This window comes from Thauera sp. 2A1 (assembly GCF_009469595.2).
In the GTDB taxonomy this organism is placed as follows: Bacteria; Pseudomonadota; Gammaproteobacteria; order Burkholderiales; family Rhodocyclaceae; genus Thauera.
Genome location: NZ_SSXV01000016.1, coordinates 76,303 through 96,971, shown reverse-complemented (window position 1 = coordinate 96,971; position 20,669 = coordinate 76,303). Strand labels below are relative to the sequence as shown.

Sequence of the window (20,669 nt, the reverse complement as noted above, 5' to 3'; positions counted from 1 at the left end):
CTTTCGTTGATGAAAGTGTAGAATTACTACAAATCAGATTGCAAGGTGTTTTTGAAAGAAAATTACATTTCTCCCTTTGCCGTGCTTCTATCGGGGCGTCCGCCGATTCCGCTGTGTATGAAGTGAATCGTCTGCTGCAGGGAAGTGACGGCAGATGCGATTAAGGTGCGATGAAGGCGCCTGTGTGCAGGATGGCGGTGAATATTTTTGTTGACTTGCTACATCCTGGAGTTTTTAATTGGATGTAGCGTTACTACAAATCCGACAGAAAACATCATCGACAAGCGGGCGGCGCGCTGCCCGATGCCGACCCACACACCGAAAGAGGTTCAACCGTGATCCCACTCGATGCCTTCGACCTCGTCCTTTTTGGCGGCAGCGGCGATCTGGCCATGCGCAAGCTGTTGCCCGCGCTCTATTACCGGCACCGCGACAGCGCGAACGATCCGCAACGCAGCCGCTGGCGCATCATCGGCGTGGGGCGCGAGATGCAGTCGCGCGACGCCTATCTGGCCAATGTCGAAGCCCAGGCGCGCAAGTTCGTCGCTGCCGGCGATTTCGACGAGGCGGCGTGGTCCGAATTCGCCGCGTGCCTGGACTACGTCGCCCTCGATGCACGCGAGGCGGGCGATTACCAGCGCCTCGCCTCATTGCTCGCGGACGCGCCGGCCAAGGTGAGGGTGTTCTATCTGGCGACGGCGCCGGTCCTGTTCGCGTCGATCTGCGAGAGCCTCGGCGTTGCCGGGCTGGTGACGCCCGACAGTCGCGTCGTGCTGGAAAAACCCCTGGGCCGCGACCTGGCGTCGGCACGTCGCATCAACGAGCAGGTGGGGGCGATCTTCCGCGAGGACCAGATCTACCGCATCGACCACTACCTCGGTAAGGAGACGGTGCAGAACCTCATCGCGCTGCGCTTCGGCAACATGCTGTTCGAGCCGTTGTGGAGCCGGGCCTGCGTGCGCGACGTGCAGATCACGCTCGCCGAGACGGTCGGCGTGGAAGGGCGGGGCGAGTTCTACGACAACACCGGCGCGCTGCGCGACATGGTGCAGAACCACCTGCTGCAACTGCTGTGCATCATCGCGATGGAGCCGCCGTCGAGCATCGACCCGGACGCGATGCGCGACGAAAAGCTCAAGGTGCTGCGTTCGCTGCGGCCGATGCAGGCCGAGGACGTCGCGCTGCGCACCGTGCGCGGCCAGTACCGCGCCGGCGCGATCGACGGCCAGCCGGTGCCGGCCTATCTGGAAGAGCCCGGCATTCCTGCCGGCAGCCGCACCGAGACTTTCGTCGCACTGAAGGCGGAACTGAACAACTGGCGCTGGGCCGGCGTGCCCTTCTACCTGCGCACCGGCAAGCGCATGCAGGAGCGCCTGGCGGAGATCGTGGTCAACTTCCGCGACGTGCCGCATGCGCTCTTTCCGTCCGTGACTGGCGAACGCGTGCCCAATCGGCTCGTCATCCGCCTGCAGCCCGATGAGGGGCTGGAACTGCACCTGATGGCCAAGGTGCCCGGCGACGAGATGCAGGTGCGGCCGGTAAAGCTCAACCTGGACTTCGCCGAAACCTACGGCACGCGCCAGTGGGACGCCTACGAGCGGCTGCTGATGGATGTGATCCGCGGCAAGCTGACACTGTTCATGCGGCGTGACGAACTCGACGCCGCCTGGCGCTGGATCGAACCCATCCTTGAACGATGGGAGCGTGATCCGACGCCGCCGCGCACCTACACCGCCGGCACCTGGGGCCCTGCGTCGTCGAGCGCGCTGCCGGGTCGTGACGGCCTGAGCTGGCTGCAGGACTCATGATGATGGCGACGACGCTCGATCTCCATCTGCCGTCGCATGTCGAGCAAAGCGTGTTCGACGACGGGCGATCGATGGCCTCGGCGGTCGCCGATTCTGTCGCCGCGATGTTGCGTCTCGGCCTGTGGCAGCGTGGCGACGCCAGCCTGCTGGTGTCGGGCGGTCGCAGCCCGGTTCCCTTCCTGCGCGCGCTGTCGCAGCGCAGGCTCGACTGGTCGCGCGTGTCGGTGTCGCTGGTCGACGAGCGCTGGGTACCGGCCGACCACGCCGACAGCAACACGCGCCTGGTCAGGGAGAACCTGCTGCAGGGCGCCGCCGCGGGCGCCAACTTCGTGCCGCTGTACGGCGGCGAGCCTGGCCCGGAAGAGGGCCTGGCAGCCTGCGAGCTGCGCCTTCGCAGTCTGCGCCGTCCGTTCGACGCGGTGGTGCTGGGCATGGGCGAGGATGGACATTTCGCTTCGCTCTTCCCGGGGGGCGACGAGCTCGCCACGCTGCTCGCGCCCGGTGCGCCGACTGTGGCAGCGACCCATCCGGCGTCGGCGGCGCACGCGCGCATCACACTGACCCTTGCGGCGCTGCAAAATGCGCGCAATCTCGTGCTGCAGATCACCGGCGAGCGCAAGCGCGCGGTGCTCGAGCGCGCCGCTTTGCACAACACGGACGAGCGGGCCTTGCCGATCGCAGCGCTGCTGCGCCAGACGGCGGCCCCTTTGCGGGTATTCTTCAGCCCGACTGAGTAGCATGGTCGAGGAAAGCGAAATGACAACAGGTATGGAAGATCACATCGTCGCAGCAGCGCCGGCCGCCGGTGCCGACGCCGCCGAGGCCAACCCCTTGCTGGCCCGCATCCGCGCCAGCCTGCCCGAGCTGCGCAAGTCGGAGCGCGCGGTGGGCGAGTTCGTGCTCGCGAAGCCGAACGAAGTCCTCAACATCTCGATCGCGGAACTGGCCTACCGGGTGGGCGTGAGCCAGCCGACGGTGGCGCGCTTCGTCGGCGCGGTGGGCTTCCCCGGCTTCAAGGACTTCAAGCTGCGCCTGGCGCAGAGCCTCGCCAGCGGCGTGCCCTACGTGCATGGCGACGTGGGGCCGGACGACTCGCTGGAGGAAGTCGCGCCCAAGGTGTTCAACCGCAGCATCGCCGCGCTGATGAACGTTCGCAACCAGCTCGATCCGGCGCGGCTGGGGCGGGCGGTGGAGGTCATCACGCGGGCGGGGCGCATGGAATTCTATGGCGTCGGCAACTCCGGCATCGTCGCCAGCGACGCGCAGCACAAGTTCTTCCGCTTCGGCATCCCGGCGGTCGCCTACAGCGATCCGCACACCCAGGGCATGGCGGCGACCTTGCTGGAGCCGGGCGACGTGGTGGTGGCGATTTCCGCCAGCGGACGCACTCCCGAGCTGATCCGCGCCTGCGAGCTGGCGCGCGACGCCGGCGCCGAGGTGATCGCGATCACCGCCACCGCGTCGCCGCTGGCGCGCGTCTCCACCGTGCTGCTGGCGGCCGATGTGCACGAGGATCCGGACGTGTATGCGCCGATGACTTCGCGCATCGTCCATCTCGCGCTGATCGACGTGTTGTCGGTGAGCGTGGCGCTGGCGAGCGGCCCCGAACTGATCAAGCGCCTGGAGCGCACCAAACAGACCCTGCGCGACAAGCGCATCCGCGGCTTCGAGGAATGACATGAATCCATCCGTCCCGCTCACCCAAACCACCGCCTGGCGCGCGCTGGCCGCGCATCGCGAGGAAACCGGCGACCGCCCGATGAGCAGCCTTTTCGCCGCCGATCCGGCGCGCTTCGAGCGCTTCTCGGTGCGTGGCGCCGGCCTCTTCCTCGACTACTCCAAGAACCGCATCGACGAGCGCGGGCTGGCGTTGCTGACCGGACTCGCGCGCGAACGCGGCGTGGAGGCGGCGCGGGCGGCGATGTTCGGCGGCGAGCGTATCAACAACACCGAGGACCGCGCGGTGCTGCACGTGGCGCTGCGCAACCGCAGCGGCGCGCCGGTCGAAGTGAATGGCAGCGACGTGATGCCCGCGGTGCGCGAGGTGCTGCAGCGCATGGGCGACTTCGCCGAGGCGGTGCGCGACGGGCGTTGGCGCGGCCACACCGGCGAGGCGATCACCGACATCGTCAACATCGGCATCGGCGGTTCGGACCTCGGCCCGGCGATGGCCTGCCAGGCGCTGGCCGCCTGTGGCCATCCGCGCCTCACCATGCACTTCGTGTCGAACATCGACGGCGACCACCTGGCCGCCGTGCTGGGCAAGGTCAAGCCCGCCAGCACGTTGTTCATCGTCGCCTCCAAGACCTTCACCACCATCGAGACGATGACCAACGCCACCAGCGCGCGGCGCTGGTTCCTCGCCGGCGGCGCCGGCGAGGCGGACGTGGCCAAGCATTTCGTCGCGGTGTCGACGAATGCGGAACGCGTGGCCGCCTTCGGCATCGATACGGCCAACATGTTCGGCTTCTGGGACTGGGTGGGCGGGCGCTACTCGATGTGGTCGGCGGTGGGCCTGCCGATCGCGCTCTTCGTGGGACGCGACGGATTCGAGGCCATGCTCGACGGCGCGCACGCGATGGACCGCCATTTCGTCGAGGCGCCGCTCGAACGCAACATGCCGGTGATCCTCGGCCTGCTGGGCGTGTGGTACCGCGGCTTCTTCGGCTCGGCCAGTGTGTCGATCGCGCCTTATGCGCAGGCGCTCGCGCGCCTGCCGGCCTACCTGCAGCAGCTCGAGATGGAGAGCAATGGCAAGTCGGTCACGCGCCACGGCCAGCCGGTGGACACGCCCACCTGCCCGGTGATCTGGGGCGAACCCGGCACCAACGGCCAGCACGCCTTCTTCCAGTTGCTGCACCAGGGCACCGACCTGATCCCGGTCGATTTCATCGCCGCCTTGAAGGCCAGCCACGGGCTGGCGGACCACCACCGCCTGCTGCTGGCCAACTGCATCGCGCAGAGCAAGGCGCTGATGGTGGGCAAGTCGGCCGCCGAGGTGCGTGCCGAGCTGTCATCCGCCGGGCTCGCCGGCGAGGCGCTCGAAGCGCTGGTGCCGCACCGCGTGTTTCCGGGCAACCGCCCGAGCAACACGCTGCTGCTGCCGGACCTGTCGCCGCGCTCGTTGGGCGCCCTGGTCGCGCTGTACGAGCACAAGGTGTTCGTGCAGAGCGTGATCTGGGGCGTCAACGCCTTCGACCAGTGGGGCGTGGAGCTGGGCAAGCAGATCGCGACCCGCATCGCCGCCGAACTGGCGGGCGGGCCAGCGGGCGAGCATGACGGCTCGACGCTGGGGCTGATCACGGCGGCGCGCGCCGCGTCCTGAGTGCGGCGAGGGTGGGGAAGGGGCAGGACCGCTGCGCCTTCGCCCGCCTCACGGCCGGTCGAACCTGACGCCCCGGGCGAGCAGCAGGCCGATCACCGAGGCGACGCCGGTGATCACCCAGGTCAGATGCCACCCGCCGTACAGGCCGGCGATCCAGGCGACGAAGGGTGGGCCGAGGAACTGGCCGAAGGACGAGCACTGCTGCATCCAGCCCACCGTGGTCGACACGGTGCGTGCGTTCGGCGCGACATGCACGACCAGCGAGAACAGCGTGCCCGGAATGAGTCCGCCCACCGCGGAGAACAGCAGGGCCGCCACATAGCGCAGCACCGGCGCGTCGGCGGTGAGCGGGCTGAAGGCGAGGAAGGCGGTGAGCGCCATGTTGATGAAGCCGACGTAGAGCAGGTGGCGCGCGCAGGTGCCGCGATGCAGCAGGCGTCCCGCCGCGACGCTGCCGCACACGTTGATGAGGCAGGCCAGCGCCGTCAGCGCGCCGGCCGTCTTGCCGGAGATGCCGGCCTGGGCATACACCGAGGGCAGAAAGCCGATCACCGCCAGCCACTGGCTGGAATACATGGCGAAGGTGACGGCGATGCGCCACGGCCCGGCGCTGGTGAGCGTCATGCGCAGGCGCTCCCACCATGGCTCGGCGCTGGCGGGAGCTGCGGCGGGCGCGGGCGATGCCTGCTGCACGCACGGCACGAGGAACATGACCGCGAGCGCGGCCGTTGCCGAAAGAATGCCGAGCAGGCCCCACAAGCGCGTCCAGCCGAAGGCTTCCATCAGCACCGGGCCGCCGAGCAGGGTCAGCGCCGCGCCGGTCCCCATGTAGGTGCCCCACAGGCCCAGGTAAAGCGCGAGGCGGGCGGGGGGCACGAGCTGCCGGATGAGGGCGGGGGCGGGCAACACCGTCAGCAGGAAGCCCAGGCCTTCCAGCCCGCGCAGCGCAAGCAGGTCGAACGGGCGCTGGGCCCACATGGCGGCCACGCCGGTCGCCGCCAGCACGGTGTGGCCGATGATGATGCTGCGGCGCACGCCGATCGAATCGGCGGCGAGGCCAGCAAGCACGCCGATCAGCATGCCGGCCATCTGCACCATCGACAGCAGGAATCCCGCTTCGACCAGCGACATGCCGAGCGCTTCGCGCAGCACCGGGATGGCGGGCGGGATCTTGCCGATGTGCATGGCCGCGACCACGCCGGAGAGGATGACGATGAGGGCGGGCTGCAGGCGGATCATACGCATGGAAGTCATGGGATTCAGATTCTCGCGCCACGCGAGGCGCAGCGAACCGGATTTCATGGGACGGAAGGTTCAGGTGGCCGCGACGACCGGCGGCAGCGCGCAGCGCACCGCGATCAATTCGCGCAGCCACTGGTTGCCGGGGTCGCGGTGGAAGCGCGCGTGCCAGAACTCGTCGATGGACAGCCTGGGCAGCGGCACCGGATGGCGCGAGTGGGCCAGCGACAGGGGCGAGATGTTGGGTTGCACCAGCGCCTCGGGCACGGTGGCGATCAGGTCCGAGCCGTTCAGCAGGCGTTCCAGGCTCGCATAGTTCGGAACGCGCAGTCTTACATTGCGCTGGATGCCCTGCTTCTCGATCAGGTCGTCGATGCGCGCGTGGCCGCTGCCGTCGCCGGTGACGACCGCATGTTCTGCCGAGAGGAAGTCGTCCAGGCTCATTGCCCGTCCCGCCAGCCGATGACCCGGCCGGAAGACGCACACATAGCCCTGCTTGTAGATCTGGCGGCGGAAGAATCCGGCTTCCAGCGTATCGATGAGCCCCACGGCAAGATCGATGCGGCCCGCTTCCATGCCCGCCTTCAAGGCATCGCCGTGGTCGCGCACCACGGTAATGCCGACGCCCGGCGCTTCGGTCGCCAGCACGCCCAGCAGCCGCGGCAGGATGTAGATCTCGCCGATGTCGGACATCCTCAGCGTGAAGGTCCTGTGGCTCTTGGCCGGGTCGAACGACGCGCTGCGGCTGATCGCGTCGCCCAGCGCAGCCAGCGCGGCGGAAATCGGAGCGGCAAGCTGGCGCGCGTAGGCGGTGGGTTCCATCCCGGTGGAGGTGCGATGGAAGAGTTCGTCGCCAAGCAGGGTGCGCAACCGCTTCAATGACCGGCTGACGGCCGGCTGGCCGAGGCCGAGCTGGTCGGCGACGGCCGAGACCTTCTTCTCCTTCAGCAACAGGTCGAAAACGACCAGCAGGTTCAGGTCGAAATGCTTCAGGTCCATCCGGATCCGGTTCAGGTTGCAGAGTGAGCGCGCAAGCTGTCCGGCAGGATGCCGGCGTCCTCGATGATGACGTCCGCGGCCTTCTCGCTCGCCATGTAGACGGCGGAAACGATGAAGAAGCCGGGGATGCGGGGAAAGATCGAGGCGTCCACCACGCGCAGGGCCCGGCACCTTAACACGCGAAAGCGGCTGTCCACCACGGCCATCGGGTCGTCTGGCGGGCCCATGCGGCAAGAGCAAGAGGCGTGGTGGCCCCACGCGTTGTCGCGGATGAACTGGCGCAGGGCGTCCTTGCCGGTCACATGGCGACCGGGATAGAGCTCCTCGCCGACCACGTCGCCGGCTTCGTCCGCCATGCGCCGCACCGTTTCCACCCCGTCGACGACGGCCTCGAGATCGTCGCCGCCGGGCGTGCCCTCGTCGAAGTAGCGGAAGTCGATGTCCGGCACATCCCGCGGATCGGCCGAGCGCAGCCTGACCCGTCCGGCGCGATTGTGGGTGTGGGCCTTGAGCACGGCCCAGGTGAAGTGGTCCTCGCCGCGGGCAATGTTGCGCGAGTAGCCGGGGTAGTAGCCGTTGAAGTAGCCGAGCAGGCCGAACAGGAAGAGGTCGGGCACCGGCTTGTCCTCGGTGGAACGCTTGAGCATGGCGATCACCGCGCCATTGGTGGTGTAGGGGCCCTTGCCCTGCAGCCATTCCTTGAACTGGGGGTCGGGTTCCTCGCCCGCTTCGGGCGGGCGGAACTTCATCCCCTTCACCAGCGAGAAATCGCCGCGCATGCGGCTCACCACCGAGACTTCGTAGCGGTCCTGCAGGTTCTCGCCCACGCCGGGAAGGTCCACCTTTACCGGGATGCCATGGCGCGCGAGCTCGTCACGCGGACCGATGCCGGAGAGCATGAGCAGTTGCGGCGTGTTGAAGGCGCCTGCGCACAGGATGACTTCGCGCCGCGCGCCCAGCGCCAGCCGCTCGCCCGCCGCAGCAGGCGCGGCGTTGGGGTCGGCGCGGTACAGATGCGCGCCTGCAAGGCATTCCACACCGGTGGCACGGCGATCCTCGTCGAGCAGGATGCGGGTCACCAGGGTGTGCTGGCGCACGACCAGCTTGCCGGGGCAGGCCTGCATCACGCGACGGACGTACTCGCGGCTGCCGACACGGCGGCCTTCGTGGGTGGTCATGGGCGTCATGCAGACGCCGACGACGTCATCCTTCAGCAGGCGCCAGTCGTTAGGATCGAAGTTGCTGCGCAGCTTCCTGACGGCACGCAGGAGCGGATTGCTCAGACGCCGCCGGGATTCCCGCAGCGCCCCGAGCACCAGGCGTTTCACGAAGAGATCGCCCACCACCAGCAGCGGGTCGGCGACGTTGGTGGTCAGCCAGCCGCGAAAGCCATGACGGGCGGCGGGATCTTGCGGGTCGGCATATTCGCAGCGCTCGAGGCGTTCGAAGTAGCGCCGCATGTTGTCGCTGTGCCACGAAGCGTCGCCGGTGAGTGCGGCAATGCCGTCCCAGTCGCTGTTCTGCGGATAGATCAGGATCATGGCGTTGTGGGCGGTGCAGCCGCCCAGCGTCGCGGCGCGCGGATACAGCACGCCGCCGTGTTCCGGGCGGTACTTGTCGTCCCGGCGCTGCCTCGCCTCGTCGGCGTAGTGGCGCACGTAGAAATTCCAGGCGAAGCGGGGGTCTTCCGACGCACGGGCATGGAAGGCCGGCACCTGGTAATCGTAGGGTTCCTCGTCGCCGCCGGCTTCCAGCAGCAGGACGCGGAAACCGGCGCGAGCCAGGTTCGCCGCCAGCGGGCCGCCTCCGGCGCCCGAACCGACCACGATGTAGTCGAAGGCGTCGTCGTCGCCGGCAGGCGGACAGGCGAGCGGTTCGGGCGGCGGCAGCGCGGCACGGAACCACGAGGCGCAGCCGGCCAGCAGGCCCGCGAAAGCCGACAGTGCCGTCGCGCACACCGCCAGGAAGCGGCGGCGTGGCGGGCGATGGCGCGGATCGACCGGCGGCGCTGGATTCACATGGTCTTCAGGAATTCGATCAGGGCCCACTTGTCCTCGTTCGTCAGTCCGGGCTCTTCACTGAAGTAGTCGGTGCCGAAGTAGTGGCCGCGATTGACCACGAAGTCCGGGCACTTGCTGATGTCCAGCAGCGGATCCACCAGGTTGGCGAACGCGGCCCGCGCCTGTTCGTCGCTTGCGCCCCTGGGCAGGGCATTGAGGTCGCCGCGCACTTTCAGCAGCACGTTCAGCGCCTTGGCATGCTGGTCCAGGTCCATGTTGGAAACCAGGTTGATCGGGGTGCCGGTGGGCAGCGGGCCGATCTCGATGCCGTCCTCGCCGAACAGCGGCGAGCCCAGGCTGGCCAGCGGTTTCACCAGGGGCTGCAGGAAATCGGGCAGGTAGCCTTTCGGCACTCGCAGATAGGTCTGCGCGGACGTCACGTCGATGACGCCTGGCACCAGCTTGCCTGACGCGGTCATGAACCTGCGGTCGCCCTTGCGCTTTTCCGGCCACAGCAACTGCTGGATGCCGCTGTCGAAGGACTTCATGCGGTCGGCCACCGAGCCCGACCAGTAGAAATCCCCGAGCGTGTTGTTGAGCAGGAAGGGGGCGGTGGACCACACGCTGACCAGCGAGGGCGGCCGGATGTAACCCCGCCCGCCAGCGGGCATCACGTACTGCCGCGGCTCACCGGTGATCGGGTGATGCACGGTGATGGCGCCCACCGAGGGCAGGCGCTTGTACGACTGCGACGAGAAGTTGTCCCAGATGTCGCCGCGCAGCGCGTTGGTGGCGAGGGAGGAACAGGCGTTGGTCTCCAGCAGCGTCACCGGCACCCGCAACTCGGTGGACAGGTAGTTCTCGTGCAGGAAATCGTCCGCGCGCACGATGCGTGTCATCTCGCGCTTGAACTCGGCGGTCTTGGTCCACGCCCAGTAGTCGTTCCAGCATTTCAGGTAGTCGGGGCCGACGCAGCCGTGACCGGGGAAGAAACTCGGTGTCCGCTCCGGCAGCTTGCTCGAATGGCAGCGCGCGCAGCGCTCGGCGAAGACGACCTTGCCGCGGTCGAGCCTGGCGCGGTCGGTGCTGAGGTAGCCGCGGCCGCCGGGGGCATTGCCGAGCAGATCCGGCTTCGCGCTGGCGAGGAAGAACAGGGCCACGTCCGGCGTCTGTGCTTCGGTCGCCTTCCAGTAGCTGGAATTGCGGCTGGCTGTGGCGATGGGGAAGGGCGTGAAGGGCGAGCCGCCGACGAAAGGCCGGATGTGCTCGAGCCATTCCTCGCTGAAGAGGCCGATGTTGACGAACACGCGGTTCAGGGCACCCAGCGCACCCACCGAGTCAGAACCGTCCTTCAGCACCCGTGGCGTCCACACCGTGTCGGGCGCCTGGTAGAAGCGGGCGAGGGGCGAACCGGCCGGCACGTACTTGTTGAGGTGCTCGTTGTCGAGTTCGCCGCCGGCGAGCTTTTCCTCGCCCAGCAGGCGCGCGAGGCGCAGGCGTGCGCCCAGGTTGTACACCGCGTTCATCGTGCGTGGGTTGTTGATGTAATCGGTGGAGATGAAGGACGTGTCCAGCGCGCCGGGGCGCGAGGTGTGGAAGAGCTGGTAGGGGAAGCTGCTCTTGTCCACATCCCACACGAAGATCCGGTCCACCCAGAAGTACTGTGCGCCCGGGTTGGAGTTCAGGTTGGCCCACTGCGGATGCTCCGGATCCTTGGGCGGATTGCTGGGGTTGGGGCCGACATGGCAGAAACCGCAGGACATGCCGACGCGGTAGGGGCGCACCAGGTTCTTGTCGTTGTAGTAGCTCGGGTCGGTGTAGTAGCGGACCGGATCCCAGCGTGCAGCGGCCTTCGCGTCGAAGTCCGGATTGGGGAACAGGCGCAGGCCGACGATGCCGGTCGCGTAGCCGTAATAGGAGCCGACCGGCACCGTGCTGCCGCGTGCGCCGATGGCGACCCCCGGATACTTCCGCTCGTTCTCGAAGGGGTCGGCGCCGCAACCGGGACTGCGCACGTCCAGCCACAGGCCGAAGCGGTCCTGCCGCGGTCCGGTGCCCTTCTCGAAGCAGGGCTCGTTGACCAGCCCGAGGTACTGCCAGCGGTTGTCGCGGCTGTAGGCGAGGGAAGGGTGGTTGGAGACGATCTTGAGCAGATCCAGCAGGCCGACGCTCTTCGTCGCGAGCACGTCCCACAGCCTGTCGTTGCCGCCCGTCCACACGATCCAGTTGTTGCGGCCCCTGACCGCCGCTGCCTTTGCGTCGGCCGGGCCGATGCCCGGCAGGTAGGGCGCCAGCGCATCGGCGACGGCCCCGGGGTCACGGGTCAGGCCGTAGTCCATGTCGGCGAAGTAGTCCTCGTCGGCGGCGGGAAAGCTTTCCGCGCTGCGGCCGACGCAGAGCGCCTCGTCCTTCACGTTTCCCGCGCCGCTGCCGCAGGACGATTTCCATGGCAGCACGGCGCAGGCCGCGGCCACCGCGCCGGCAAAGCCGAACGCAAGAATGATGCGAGTCCTGATCTTCTTCATGCTCGCCTCCCGGCCGGGCGGTGGAGCGGCGGGGCACGCCGCCCTGGACAAGCGCCGCGACCCATCCATGCAATCGCGATCGACAACCGTCATTCAGGATTCAGTATAGAAGCCATGGGCGCAGTGGAAAGGCAGTGTGCGTCGCCTGCATCCTGGCGCCCGCGGTCGAGGGCGAGGGGCGCCCGGCACGCCCGGTCGCGCAAGCTGCGGCATGCGCTGCAGCGGGGCTGACAGGATTGTCAGGCTGCGGTCAGCATCGTGACCGGCGCGACGGGCTAACATGGGCCATCCGCCCGCTGACCGGTTGTGTCTGCAGCTTCCGCAGCGGCATCGCCCGTTCCTGAAGGCCGACGTTCCATGAATGACCGTTCCCGCAATCGCTTCGTCCGCCGCCCGCTCGTCATCGGTGCCCTGATCCTGGCTGCCGCCACGGCGAGCTGGACCACCTTGCGTTCCCGTGCCGAGGCACCCGCGCCGGCGCCGAGGGCAGCCGCAGTGCCGGCCACGCTCGTGCAGGTGGCGCAGGAGAACGTGCCGCAGTTGCTCACCGGGGTGGGCACCGTGCAGCCGCTGGCTTCGGTCACCGTACGAACCCGGCTCGATGGCCAGCTCGAACGCATCGGTTTCATCGAGGGTCAGGACGTCCGCGCCGGCCAGGTGCTCGCCGAGCTCGACGGCCGCGCCCTGCGTGCCCAGCTCGAGCAGGCGCGCGCGCAGAAGGGACGCGACACGGCGCAGCTCGACAATGCGCGGCGCGACCTCGAGCGCTACACCCAGCTCGTCAGGGAGGACGCGGCGTCGCACCAGACGGCCGACACGCAGAAGGCCCTGGTGGCGCAGCTGCAGGCCGCAGTGAAGACGGACGACGCGCAGATCCATTACGCCGAGGTGCAGCTCGGCTACGCGACCATCACCGCGCCGATTTCCGGGCGCACGGGCGCACGCCAGGTCGACCCGGGCAACATCGTCCACGCCAATGACGCCAGTGGCCTCGTGGTCATCAACCAGATCGATCCCATTGCCGTCGTCTTCACCCTGCCGGGCGACGCCGTTCAGGCGATCAACCGGGCGGGGCGGGATGGCCGCCGCCTGCCGGTGTTCGCCTATGACCGAAGCGGCGATGCGCTGCTGGCCCGCGGCGAGCTGGTGCTGGTCGACAACCGCATCGACATGGCGAGCGGCACGGTGCAGCTCAAGGCGCGCTTCGCGAACGGGGAGCACGAGCTGTGGCCGGGCCAGTACGTGAATGTGCGCCTGCAGCTCGGCGAGCACGAGGCGGCGCTCACGGTGCCGGCTTCGGCCGTGCTGCGCGGCCAGGCGGGAACCTACGTGTATGTCGTCGGCGCTGACGGCAAGGCGCAGATGCGGCCGGTCGATGTCGTGCAGATCCAGGACGACAAGGCCGTCGTCGGCAAGGGGCTGGCCGCCGGCGAGACGGTGGTGGCCGATGGCCAGTACAGGATGAAGCCGGGCATCGCCGTGGTTGCCGCCACGCGGGGCGCCGACGCGAGCTCGAGGAGCGACGGCCGATGAGCGTGCAGGAACCGAGGGCATCCGGCGAACCGGAGGCGGGGCAGGGCAACGAAGGCTGGCGCGGCATCTCGGCCGGCTTCATCCGCCGCCCGATCGGCACCTCGTTGCTGGCGCTGGCGATCCTGCTGGTCGGCATCGCCGCCTGGCCGCTGCTGCCGGTGGCGCCCTTGCCGCAGGTCGACTTTCCCACCATCCAGGTGTCGGCCAGCCTGCCGGGCGCCAACCCGGAAACGATGGCCGCGAACGTGGCGCAGCCGCTCGAGCGGCAGTTCTCGCTGATTCCCGGCGTGTCGCAGATGAGCTCGACCAGCTCGCAGGGCAGCACGCAGATCACGCTGGAATTCGTGCTCGAACGCGACATCGACGCGGCAGCACTCGACGTCCAGTCGGCGATCAACGCCGCCGCCGGGCAGCTCCCCGGCAACCTGCCCAGCCCGCCGCGCTTTCGCAAGACCAACCCGGCGGATGCCGCGATCCTGGTGCTTGCCGTGCAGTCCGACACGCTGCCGCTGACCGCGGTGAACGAGTATGCGGACACCATCCTCGCGCAGCAGATGTCGCAACTGCCCGGAGTCGGCGACGTCGGCATCGGCGGCGAACAGAAGCCTTCGGTGCGGGTGCAGGTCGACCCCGCCAAACTCGCCGCGCTGGGCATGAGCCTCGAGCAGGTGCGCGGCGTGATCGCGAACTCCACGGTGAGCCAGCCCACGGGCAGCATCAACGGACGGCAGCAGACATTTGCGGTGTACACGAACGACCAGGTGCTGGCAGGCGAGCCCTGGAACGACATCGTGATCGCGTACCGCAACGGCGCGCCGGTGCGCGTGCGCGACATCGGCGTGGCGGTGGACGGGCCGGAGAACACGCAGACCGCCGGCTGGACCTACCCGGGCGCGGCGGCGTCCGCCGACGGCGTCGCGCACGGCGGCAACGCGGTGATCCTGTTCGTGCACAAGCAGCCTGGCGCCAACGTGATCGAGACCGTCGATCGCATCAAGGCCGAGTTGCCGCGGCTTTCCGCCGCGATTCCGCCGACGGTGTCGGTAAACGTGCTGGTGGATCGCACCGAGAACATCCGCGCTTCGGTGCATGACGTGGAGCGCACGCTGCTGATCACCATCGCCGCGGTGGTGCTGGTGATCTTCGTCTTCCTGCTGAACGTGCCGGCCACCGTGATTCCGGGCCTCACCGTGCCGCTGGCGCTGTTCGGCACCGCGGCGTCCATGTACCTGATGGGCTACAGCCTCGACAACCTGTCGCTGATGGCGCTCACCATCTCCATCGGCTTCGTCGTCGATGACGCGATCGTCATGCTGGAGAACATCTACCGCCACGTCGAGGCCGGCATGAAGCCGCTGGAGGCGGCGTTCAAGGGCGCGTCCGAGATCGGTTTCACCATCATCTCGATCTCGGTGTCGCTGGTCGCCGTGTTCATTCCCCTGCTGCTGATGGGCGGCATCGTCGGGCGGCTGTTCCGCGAGTTCGCCGTCACCGTGACGATGACCATCGTGGTGTCGGTGGTGGTATCCCTGACGCTGACGCCGATGCTGTGCTCGCGTTTCCTGACCGACTCGCATACGCAGCGCCACGGCCGCCTCCACCAGCTTTTCGAGCGCGGCTTCGCGGCGATGCAGGCCAGCTACCAGCGCGGGCTCGACATCGTGCTGCACCACGAGCGCACGACGTTGCTGGTCTTCCTGGCGACGCTCGTGCTCACGGTGGTGATGTTCGTCGTCAGCCCCAAGGGCTTCTTCCCGCAGCAGGACACCGGCACGATCTACGGTTTCGCCGAGACTTCGCAGGACGCTTCGTTCGCTGCCATGAGCGAGCGCATGCACCGGATCGCCGACGTGGTGCGCCAGGATCCGGACGTCACCGGCTTCGGCATGTTCGCCGGGCGCGGCACGGCCAACACCGGCACCTTCTTCATCGCGCTGCGGCCCAAGTCCGAAGGCCGTCGCCTGAGCGCCAGCGAGATCATCGACCGCCTGCGCCCGAGGCTCGCGGCGCTGCAAGGCGTTGCGCTCTTCATGCAGGCGCCGCAGGACATCCGCGTCGGCGGCCGGCTGTCGCGCACCCAGTACCAATACACGGTGACCGACACCAACCTGGACGAGCTCAACACCTGGGCGCCGCGCCTGGTGGAGCGGCTGCGCAAGCTGCCGCAGCTCGCGGATGTCGCCTCGGACCAGCAGAACGCCGCTGCCGCGGCCAACCTCGTCATCGACCGCGCACGCGCGGCGAGCTTCGGCATCACCCCGGCGCTGATCGACAACACCCTTTACGATGCCATCGGCCAGCGGCAGGTGGTGCAGTACTACACCCAGACGAACAGCTACCGCGTGATCCTGGAAGTGACCCCCAGGCTGCAGGAAGACCCGGCGCTGTTCGACAAGCTCTACGTGACCGCGCCGCTGACCGGCGAGCAGGTGCCGCTGTCGGCCTTCGTGAAGGTGGACACGAGCCGCAGCGCCTACCTGCAGATCAGCCACCAGGGCCAGTTCCCGGCGGTGACGATCTCCTTCAACCTCACCGCGGGCACGGCGTTGGGCGACGCGGTGCAGGCGATCGACAAGGCCAAGGCCGAGCTGGGCGTGCCGGCCACCCTGTCGGGCAGTTTCCAGGGCACGGCGAAGGCGTTCGGCGAATCGCTGGCGACGCAGCCCTACCTCATCGCCGCCGCGCTGGTGGCGGTGTATATCGTGCTGGGCCTGCTCTACGAGAGCTACATCCACCCGCTGACCATCCTGTCGACGCTGCCGTCGGCGGGGCTCGGCGCGCTGCTGGTGCTGCGCCTGGGCGGTTACGACCTCGGCGTGATCGCGCTGATCGGCATCATCCTGCTGATCGGCATCGTCAAGAAGAACGGCATCATGCTGATCGACTTCGCCCTGCAGGCCGAGCGCGAGCAGGGGCTGGAGGCGCACCAGGCGATCTACCAGGCCTGTCTGCTGCGCTTCCGCCCCATCATGATGACTACCGCCTGCGCGCTGCTGGCCGGTCTGCCGCTGATGCTGGACCAGGGGGCGGGCTCGGAGCTGCGGCGCCCGCTCGGCTACGCGATGGTGGGCGGCCTGCTGGTGTCGCAGGCGATGACGCTGTTCACCACGCCCGTGATCTATCTCTACCTCGATCGCGCGCACGACTGGTACATGCGCCGCAAGGAGGCGCGCCGGGCGCGGCGCGCGATGGCGATGGCGCAGGAGAGAGCGCAGGAGAGGGACGCATGAAGATTCTGGTGGTGGAAGACGAACTCAAGATCGCCAGCTATCTCTACGAGGGACTCACCGAGCAGGGCTGCAGCGTCGATGTGGCGCACGACGGCATCGACGCGCAGCATCTCGCGCTGGAGATGGACTACGATGTGATCGTGCTCGACCAGATGCTGCCGGGCCTCGACGGCCTGTCGGTGTTGCGCTCGCTGCGGGCGGTGAAGGACACGCCGGTGATCATGCTCACCGCGCGCGACCGGGTCGAGGACCGGGTGAAGGGGCTGCAGGCCGGTGCCGACGATTATCTGGTCAAACCCTTCTCCTTCCTCGAACTGCTCGCCCGCCTGCAGGTGCTGACCCGCCGCAGCCGCCGGCAGGACGCCACGCAGCTTCGCGTGGGCGACCTCGTGATCGACCTGATCGCGCGCAAGGCCATGCGCGCGGGCATCCGCATCGACCTGACGGCGAAGGAGTTTTCCCTGCTCACCGTGCTGGCACGCCACCCGGGGCAGATCCTGTCCAAGACCGCCATCGCCGAGCTGGTGTGGGGTATCAGTTACGACACCAGCGCCAATGTGGTGGAAGTCGCGATCAAGCGCCTGCGGGCGAAGGTCGATGCGCCGTTCCACAGCGGCCTGCTGCACACCGTGCGCGGCATGGGCTACGTGCTCGAGGAGCGGCAGGGCCAATGACGAGCGTGGCGCTGCGGCCGGTGCGCTCGATCGCCGCGCGCCTGGCGGCGATGTTCGCACTCGCCGCGCTGGTGGTGCTTTCGCTGCTGGGCTACGTGCTCGACCGCGAACTTGCCGCCGTGTTGCGCCGCCAGCAGATGGCGCAGCTCGACACCAAGTTCGAGGACATCGAGTATGTGCTCAAGCGCTTGCGCACACCCGAGCAGTGGCAGCGCATTCACGCCAAGCTCGACGCCCTGACGCCGCCCGATCGCAGCACCGAATACTGGATCCTCAGCTCGGATGCGCAGATCCGCTACGGCAGCCCGCCGGACGAGGTGGAAGCCTTCGCCGCGGGCGGGGCGCGCGTCGGCGAGTTGCGCATCGGCGGCCGCGCCGAGCCGATGATGGTGCGCAGCGCAAGCTTTCCGGCCGACGCGCTGCACGGGGCCCTGCGCTTTGCCGTGGGTGTCGACTCCGCCTCCTATGCGCACACCCGCCGCGCCTTCCGCTCGGTGCTGGTGGGCAGCGTATCGGCCGGGGTGGCGCTTTTTGCCGCGCTCGGCTACCTGATCACCCACCTCGGACTGGTGCCGCTGCGGCGCCTGTCGCACGAGGCGCAGGCCCTCAGCCCCAGCGCGCTGTCCCAGCGTCTGGTGGTGGCGCGCCTGCCCGGCGAACTGTGCGATCTGGCGCAGTCCTTCAACGGCGCGCTGGACCGTCTCGAAGCGGCCTACGCGCAGCTCGAGAGCTTCAATGCGGACGTGGCCCACGAACTGCGCACGCCGCTCACCAACCTCATCGGTGAGACGCAGGTTGCGCTTTCACGCGAGCGCAGCATGGCGCACCTGGTCGATGTGCTGCAGTCCAACCTCGAGGACCTCGAGCGCTTGCGCAGCATCGTGAACGACATGCTGTTCCTCGCCCGGGCGAACCAGGGCGAGCGGCCGCAGCACTTGCGGCGGGCGTCACTGGCGGGCGAAGTGGAGCGCGCCGTCGACTTCCTGGACTTCCTGCTGGAGGAGGCAGGGGTGACGGTGCGGGTGCAGGGAGATGCCGAGGCGCCGATCGAGCGCGCGCTGTTCGGCCGCGCGGTGACCAACCTGCTGCATAACGCGATCCGCCACGCGCCGGCGCAGGCGCAGATCCTGGTCGAGGTTTCGTCCGCAGGCGGCCAGGCACGCGTCGCCGTGTCCAACCCGGGGCCGACGATTTCGCCCGAGCATCTGGGCCGACTTTTCGACCGCTTCTACCGGGTGGACGCGGCGCGCAGCAGCGGCGACGGCGCGAGTCATGGCCTCGGCCTGGCCATCGTCAAGGCCGTCGCGGCAATGCATGGCGGCACTGTGTTCGCCGAAAGCCGCGACGGCATCACCACGATAGGTCTTTCGGTCGCGACAGTGTGATGTTCCGCTCCGTCGCAGGTGCTAGCATGAAACGTCATCACTCTTCGGCCCTTTCGACAGACGGGTGTTGGCGAGCTTGCCGGCTGGCATGGCGCATCGCTTGGGCACAGGACGGTGAGGCGGCTTCCCGCGCTCTCTTGCGCGCGCAGGATGGGAGACGTTCGGGCGCAGGGTGAGCCGGATTCCCATCGAACAGGCTTCCTTCACGGAAGGAGGAATCGATGGGAACAAGGATTCTGCTGGATCTCATTGGAGGCGTGGCGCTGCTCCTGTGGGGGCTCCACATGGTGCATAGCGGCATCGTGCGCGCTTTCGGCGCCAAGATCAGGCGCTTTCTGGGCAGCGTCCTGAAGAGTCGGTTCCACGCCTTCGCGGCGGGTGTGGGCGTGACTGCCGTGTTGCAGAGCAGCACCGCTACTGCGCTGATGCTGAGTTCGTTTTCCGCCTCGGGGCTTGTCGATCTTGCGCCGGCGCTGGCGGTCATGCTCGGGGCGAACGTGGGCACGACGCTGATCGTGCAACTGCTCTCCTTCGACTCCTCTGCCGTGGCGCCGCTGCTGCTCGTGACCGGCGTCGTCGCGTTCAAGCGCGGTGCGCGCACCATCGTCAGAGACCTGGGGCGGGTTGCCATCGGTCTGGGGCTGATGCTGCTCTCGCTGCACACCCTGCTGGACAGCCTGGCGCCTGCGGAGCATGTCCCCGTGGTCCGCGAGCTGCTGTCTGCCATCACCGGCGAACCCGTGCTGACGCTTCTCATCGGCGCCGTGCTCACCTGGGCAGCACATTCGAGCGTCGCGACCGTTCTGCTGACGATGTCGCTGGCTTCGTCCGGCTTCCTCACGCCGGCCGCGGCGCTCGCCCTGGTTCTGGGCGCGAATCTCGGCAGCGCGCTCAATCCGCTGCTGGAGGGAATCGGGAGCGGCAATCCCGCCCACAAGCGCATGCCCCTGGGCAACCTGATCAACCGCGTCGTCGGCTGCATCCTGTTCCTGCCGCTGCTCGATCCGGTGGTGCGAGTGCTGGAGAGAATCGAGCCCAACCCGGTCCGTCTCGCCGCCGATTTCCACACCCTGTTCAACGTGGTCATGGCGCTGGCGTTCATCCTTCCGCTGGGCAGGTTCGCCCGGGGGCTTGAGCGCTTGCTGCCCGATGTGAGGCCGGCCAACGATCCCTCAGTGCCGCGTTATCTCGATCAAGGCGTCATCGAAACCCCCACGGTCGCGCTGGCGTGCGCGGCCAGGGAAACGATGCGAGTGGGCGACATGATCGATTCGATGTTGCAGCAGACGATGACGGCCATACGGACCAACGACAGGAAACTGGTCGCCGAGGTGAGTCAGCAGGACGATGTGGTCGACCGCCTCCACGAGGCCATCAAGCTGTATGTCCTCAAGATCACGCACGACAGCCTCGACGATGCCGAAGGCCGGCGGGCGATGGAGATCCTCAGCATGGCGATCAATCTCGAACATATCGGGGACATCATCGACAAGAACCTGATGGAGCTCGCCAGCAAGAAGATCAAGCGCCAACTGCGGTTCTCCACCGAAGGTGCGGCCGAGTTGCAGGAATTCCACCGCATCGTGCGGGATAACCTGAAGCTGGCGATGACCGTCTTCCTGTCAGGAGACCTGAAAGCGGCCAGGCAGCTCCTCGACGAGAAATCGAGGATCAGGGAACTCGAATTCTCGGCGTCGGAGAATCACATGGCGCGGCTGAAGGAAGGAAGAATCGAAAGCATCGAAACGAGTTCCCTTCATCTCGACATCCTGCGGGACCTGAAGCGCATCCATTCCCACATCTGCGCGGCTGCCTACCCGGCACTCGAGGCGGCAGGGAAACTTCAGCGGGCCGGGCGGATAAATCCGCTGGCCGGGGTAGAGCCGATGAAGGGTGCGTCGACCGGCGGCGACGGCGTGCTGAAGCAAGGGGATTCGTAAGCCGCATCGCT

The 20,669-nt window shown here is 67.9% G+C and carries 13 protein-coding genes; 9 read left to right on the top strand and 4 right to left on the bottom strand.

The window, feature by feature from the left end; all coding sequences use genetic code 11:
• The first annotated feature begins 335 nt into the window (after positions 1 to 335).
• Genes zwf through pgi form a run of 4 tightly spaced genes read left to right on the top strand, consistent with a single transcriptional unit; the run spans position 336 to position 5,133 of the window.
• Positions 336 to 1,808, top strand: a complete 1,473-nt coding sequence (gene zwf / locus GH664_RS14925) for a glucose-6-phosphate dehydrogenase (protein WP_153168875.1) — start codon at positions 336 to 338, stop codon at positions 1,806 to 1,808.
• Entirely contained in the window at positions 1,805 to 2,545 is a 741-nt protein-coding gene (pgl, locus tag GH664_RS14920) for a 6-phosphogluconolactonase (protein ID WP_228111542.1), read from the top strand. The genes zwf and pgl overlap by 4 nt, the downstream gene beginning before the upstream one ends.
• A 19-nt stretch (positions 2,546 to 2,564) precedes the next feature.
• On the top strand, positions 2,565 to 3,485 hold the full coding sequence (locus GH664_RS14915; RefSeq protein WP_228111540.1) for an SIS domain-containing protein: 921 nt from the start codon (positions 2,565 to 2,567) through the stop codon (positions 3,483 to 3,485).
• A 1-nt stretch (position 3,486) separates the two neighbouring features.
• On the top strand, positions 3,487 to 5,133 hold the full coding sequence (gene pgi, locus GH664_RS14910) for a glucose-6-phosphate isomerase (RefSeq protein ID WP_153168874.1): 1,647 nt from the start codon (positions 3,487 to 3,489) through the stop codon (positions 5,131 to 5,133).
• A 48-nt stretch (positions 5,134 to 5,181) separates the two neighbouring features.
• Here pgi and GH664_RS14905 read toward each other — a convergent pair whose 3' ends face one another.
• The 4 genes from GH664_RS14905 to GH664_RS14890 are packed head-to-tail and all read right to left on the bottom strand — an operon-like array spanning position 5,182 to position 11,896.
• The gene (locus GH664_RS14905) at positions 5,182 to 6,387 is read right to left on the bottom strand and encodes a CynX/NimT family MFS transporter (RefSeq protein ID WP_153168873.1); all 1,206 of its coding nucleotides are present in this window, start codon (positions 6,385 to 6,387) and stop codon (positions 5,182 to 5,184) included.
• Positions 6,388 to 6,447: 60 nt separating this feature from the next.
• Positions 6,448 to 7,371 carry a LysR family transcriptional regulator gene (locus GH664_RS14900; RefSeq protein WP_153168872.1) on the bottom strand — a complete coding sequence of 308 codons (924 nt, stop codon included), beginning with the start codon at positions 7,369 to 7,371 and terminating at the stop codon, positions 6,448 to 6,450.
• Between the two features lie 11 nt (positions 7,372 to 7,382).
• Positions 7,383 to 9,419 carry a GMC family oxidoreductase gene (locus GH664_RS14895; protein ID WP_228111539.1) on the bottom strand — a complete coding sequence of 679 codons (2,037 nt, stop codon included), beginning with the start codon at positions 9,417 to 9,419 and terminating at the stop codon, positions 7,383 to 7,385.
• Positions 9,386 to 11,896 carry a hypothetical protein gene (locus GH664_RS14890; RefSeq protein WP_153168871.1) on the bottom strand — a complete coding sequence of 837 codons (2,511 nt, stop codon included), beginning with the start codon at positions 11,894 to 11,896 and terminating at the stop codon, positions 9,386 to 9,388. Before GH664_RS14890 ends, GH664_RS14895 begins: the two co-directional genes overlap by 34 nt.
• Before the next feature lie 357 nt (positions 11,897 to 12,253).
• Between GH664_RS14890 and GH664_RS14885 the strand changes: the two genes are divergently transcribed.
• From GH664_RS14885 to GH664_RS14865, 5 genes are all read left to right on the top strand, one after another.
• Positions 12,254 to 13,429, top strand: a complete 1,176-nt coding sequence (locus GH664_RS14885; protein ID WP_153168870.1) for an efflux RND transporter periplasmic adaptor subunit — start codon at positions 12,254 to 12,256, stop codon at positions 13,427 to 13,429.
• Positions 13,426 to 16,659 carry an efflux RND transporter permease subunit gene (locus GH664_RS14880; protein ID WP_153168869.1) on the top strand — a complete coding sequence of 1,078 codons (3,234 nt, stop codon included), beginning with the start codon at positions 13,426 to 13,428 and terminating at the stop codon, positions 16,657 to 16,659. Before GH664_RS14885 ends, GH664_RS14880 begins: the two co-directional genes overlap by 4 nt.
• Positions 16,656 to 17,333, top strand: coding sequence for a heavy metal response regulator transcription factor (locus GH664_RS14875; protein ID WP_153168868.1), 678 nt, complete (start codon positions 16,656 to 16,658; stop codon positions 17,331 to 17,333). The genes GH664_RS14880 and GH664_RS14875 overlap by 4 nt, the downstream gene beginning before the upstream one ends.
• A complete protein-coding gene (locus tag GH664_RS14870) occupies positions 17,330 to 18,718 on the top strand; it encodes a heavy metal sensor histidine kinase (protein ID WP_153168867.1) in 1,389 nt (462 codons plus the stop codon). The genes GH664_RS14875 and GH664_RS14870 overlap by 4 nt, the downstream gene beginning before the upstream one ends.
• 221 nt (positions 18,719 to 18,939) lie before the next feature.
• Complete coding sequence (locus tag GH664_RS14865) at positions 18,940 to 20,658, top strand: Na/Pi cotransporter family protein (protein ID WP_153168866.1); 1,719 nt, start codon at positions 18,940 to 18,942, stop codon at positions 20,656 to 20,658.
• The last annotated feature ends 11 nt before the right edge of the window (positions 20,659 to 20,669 follow it).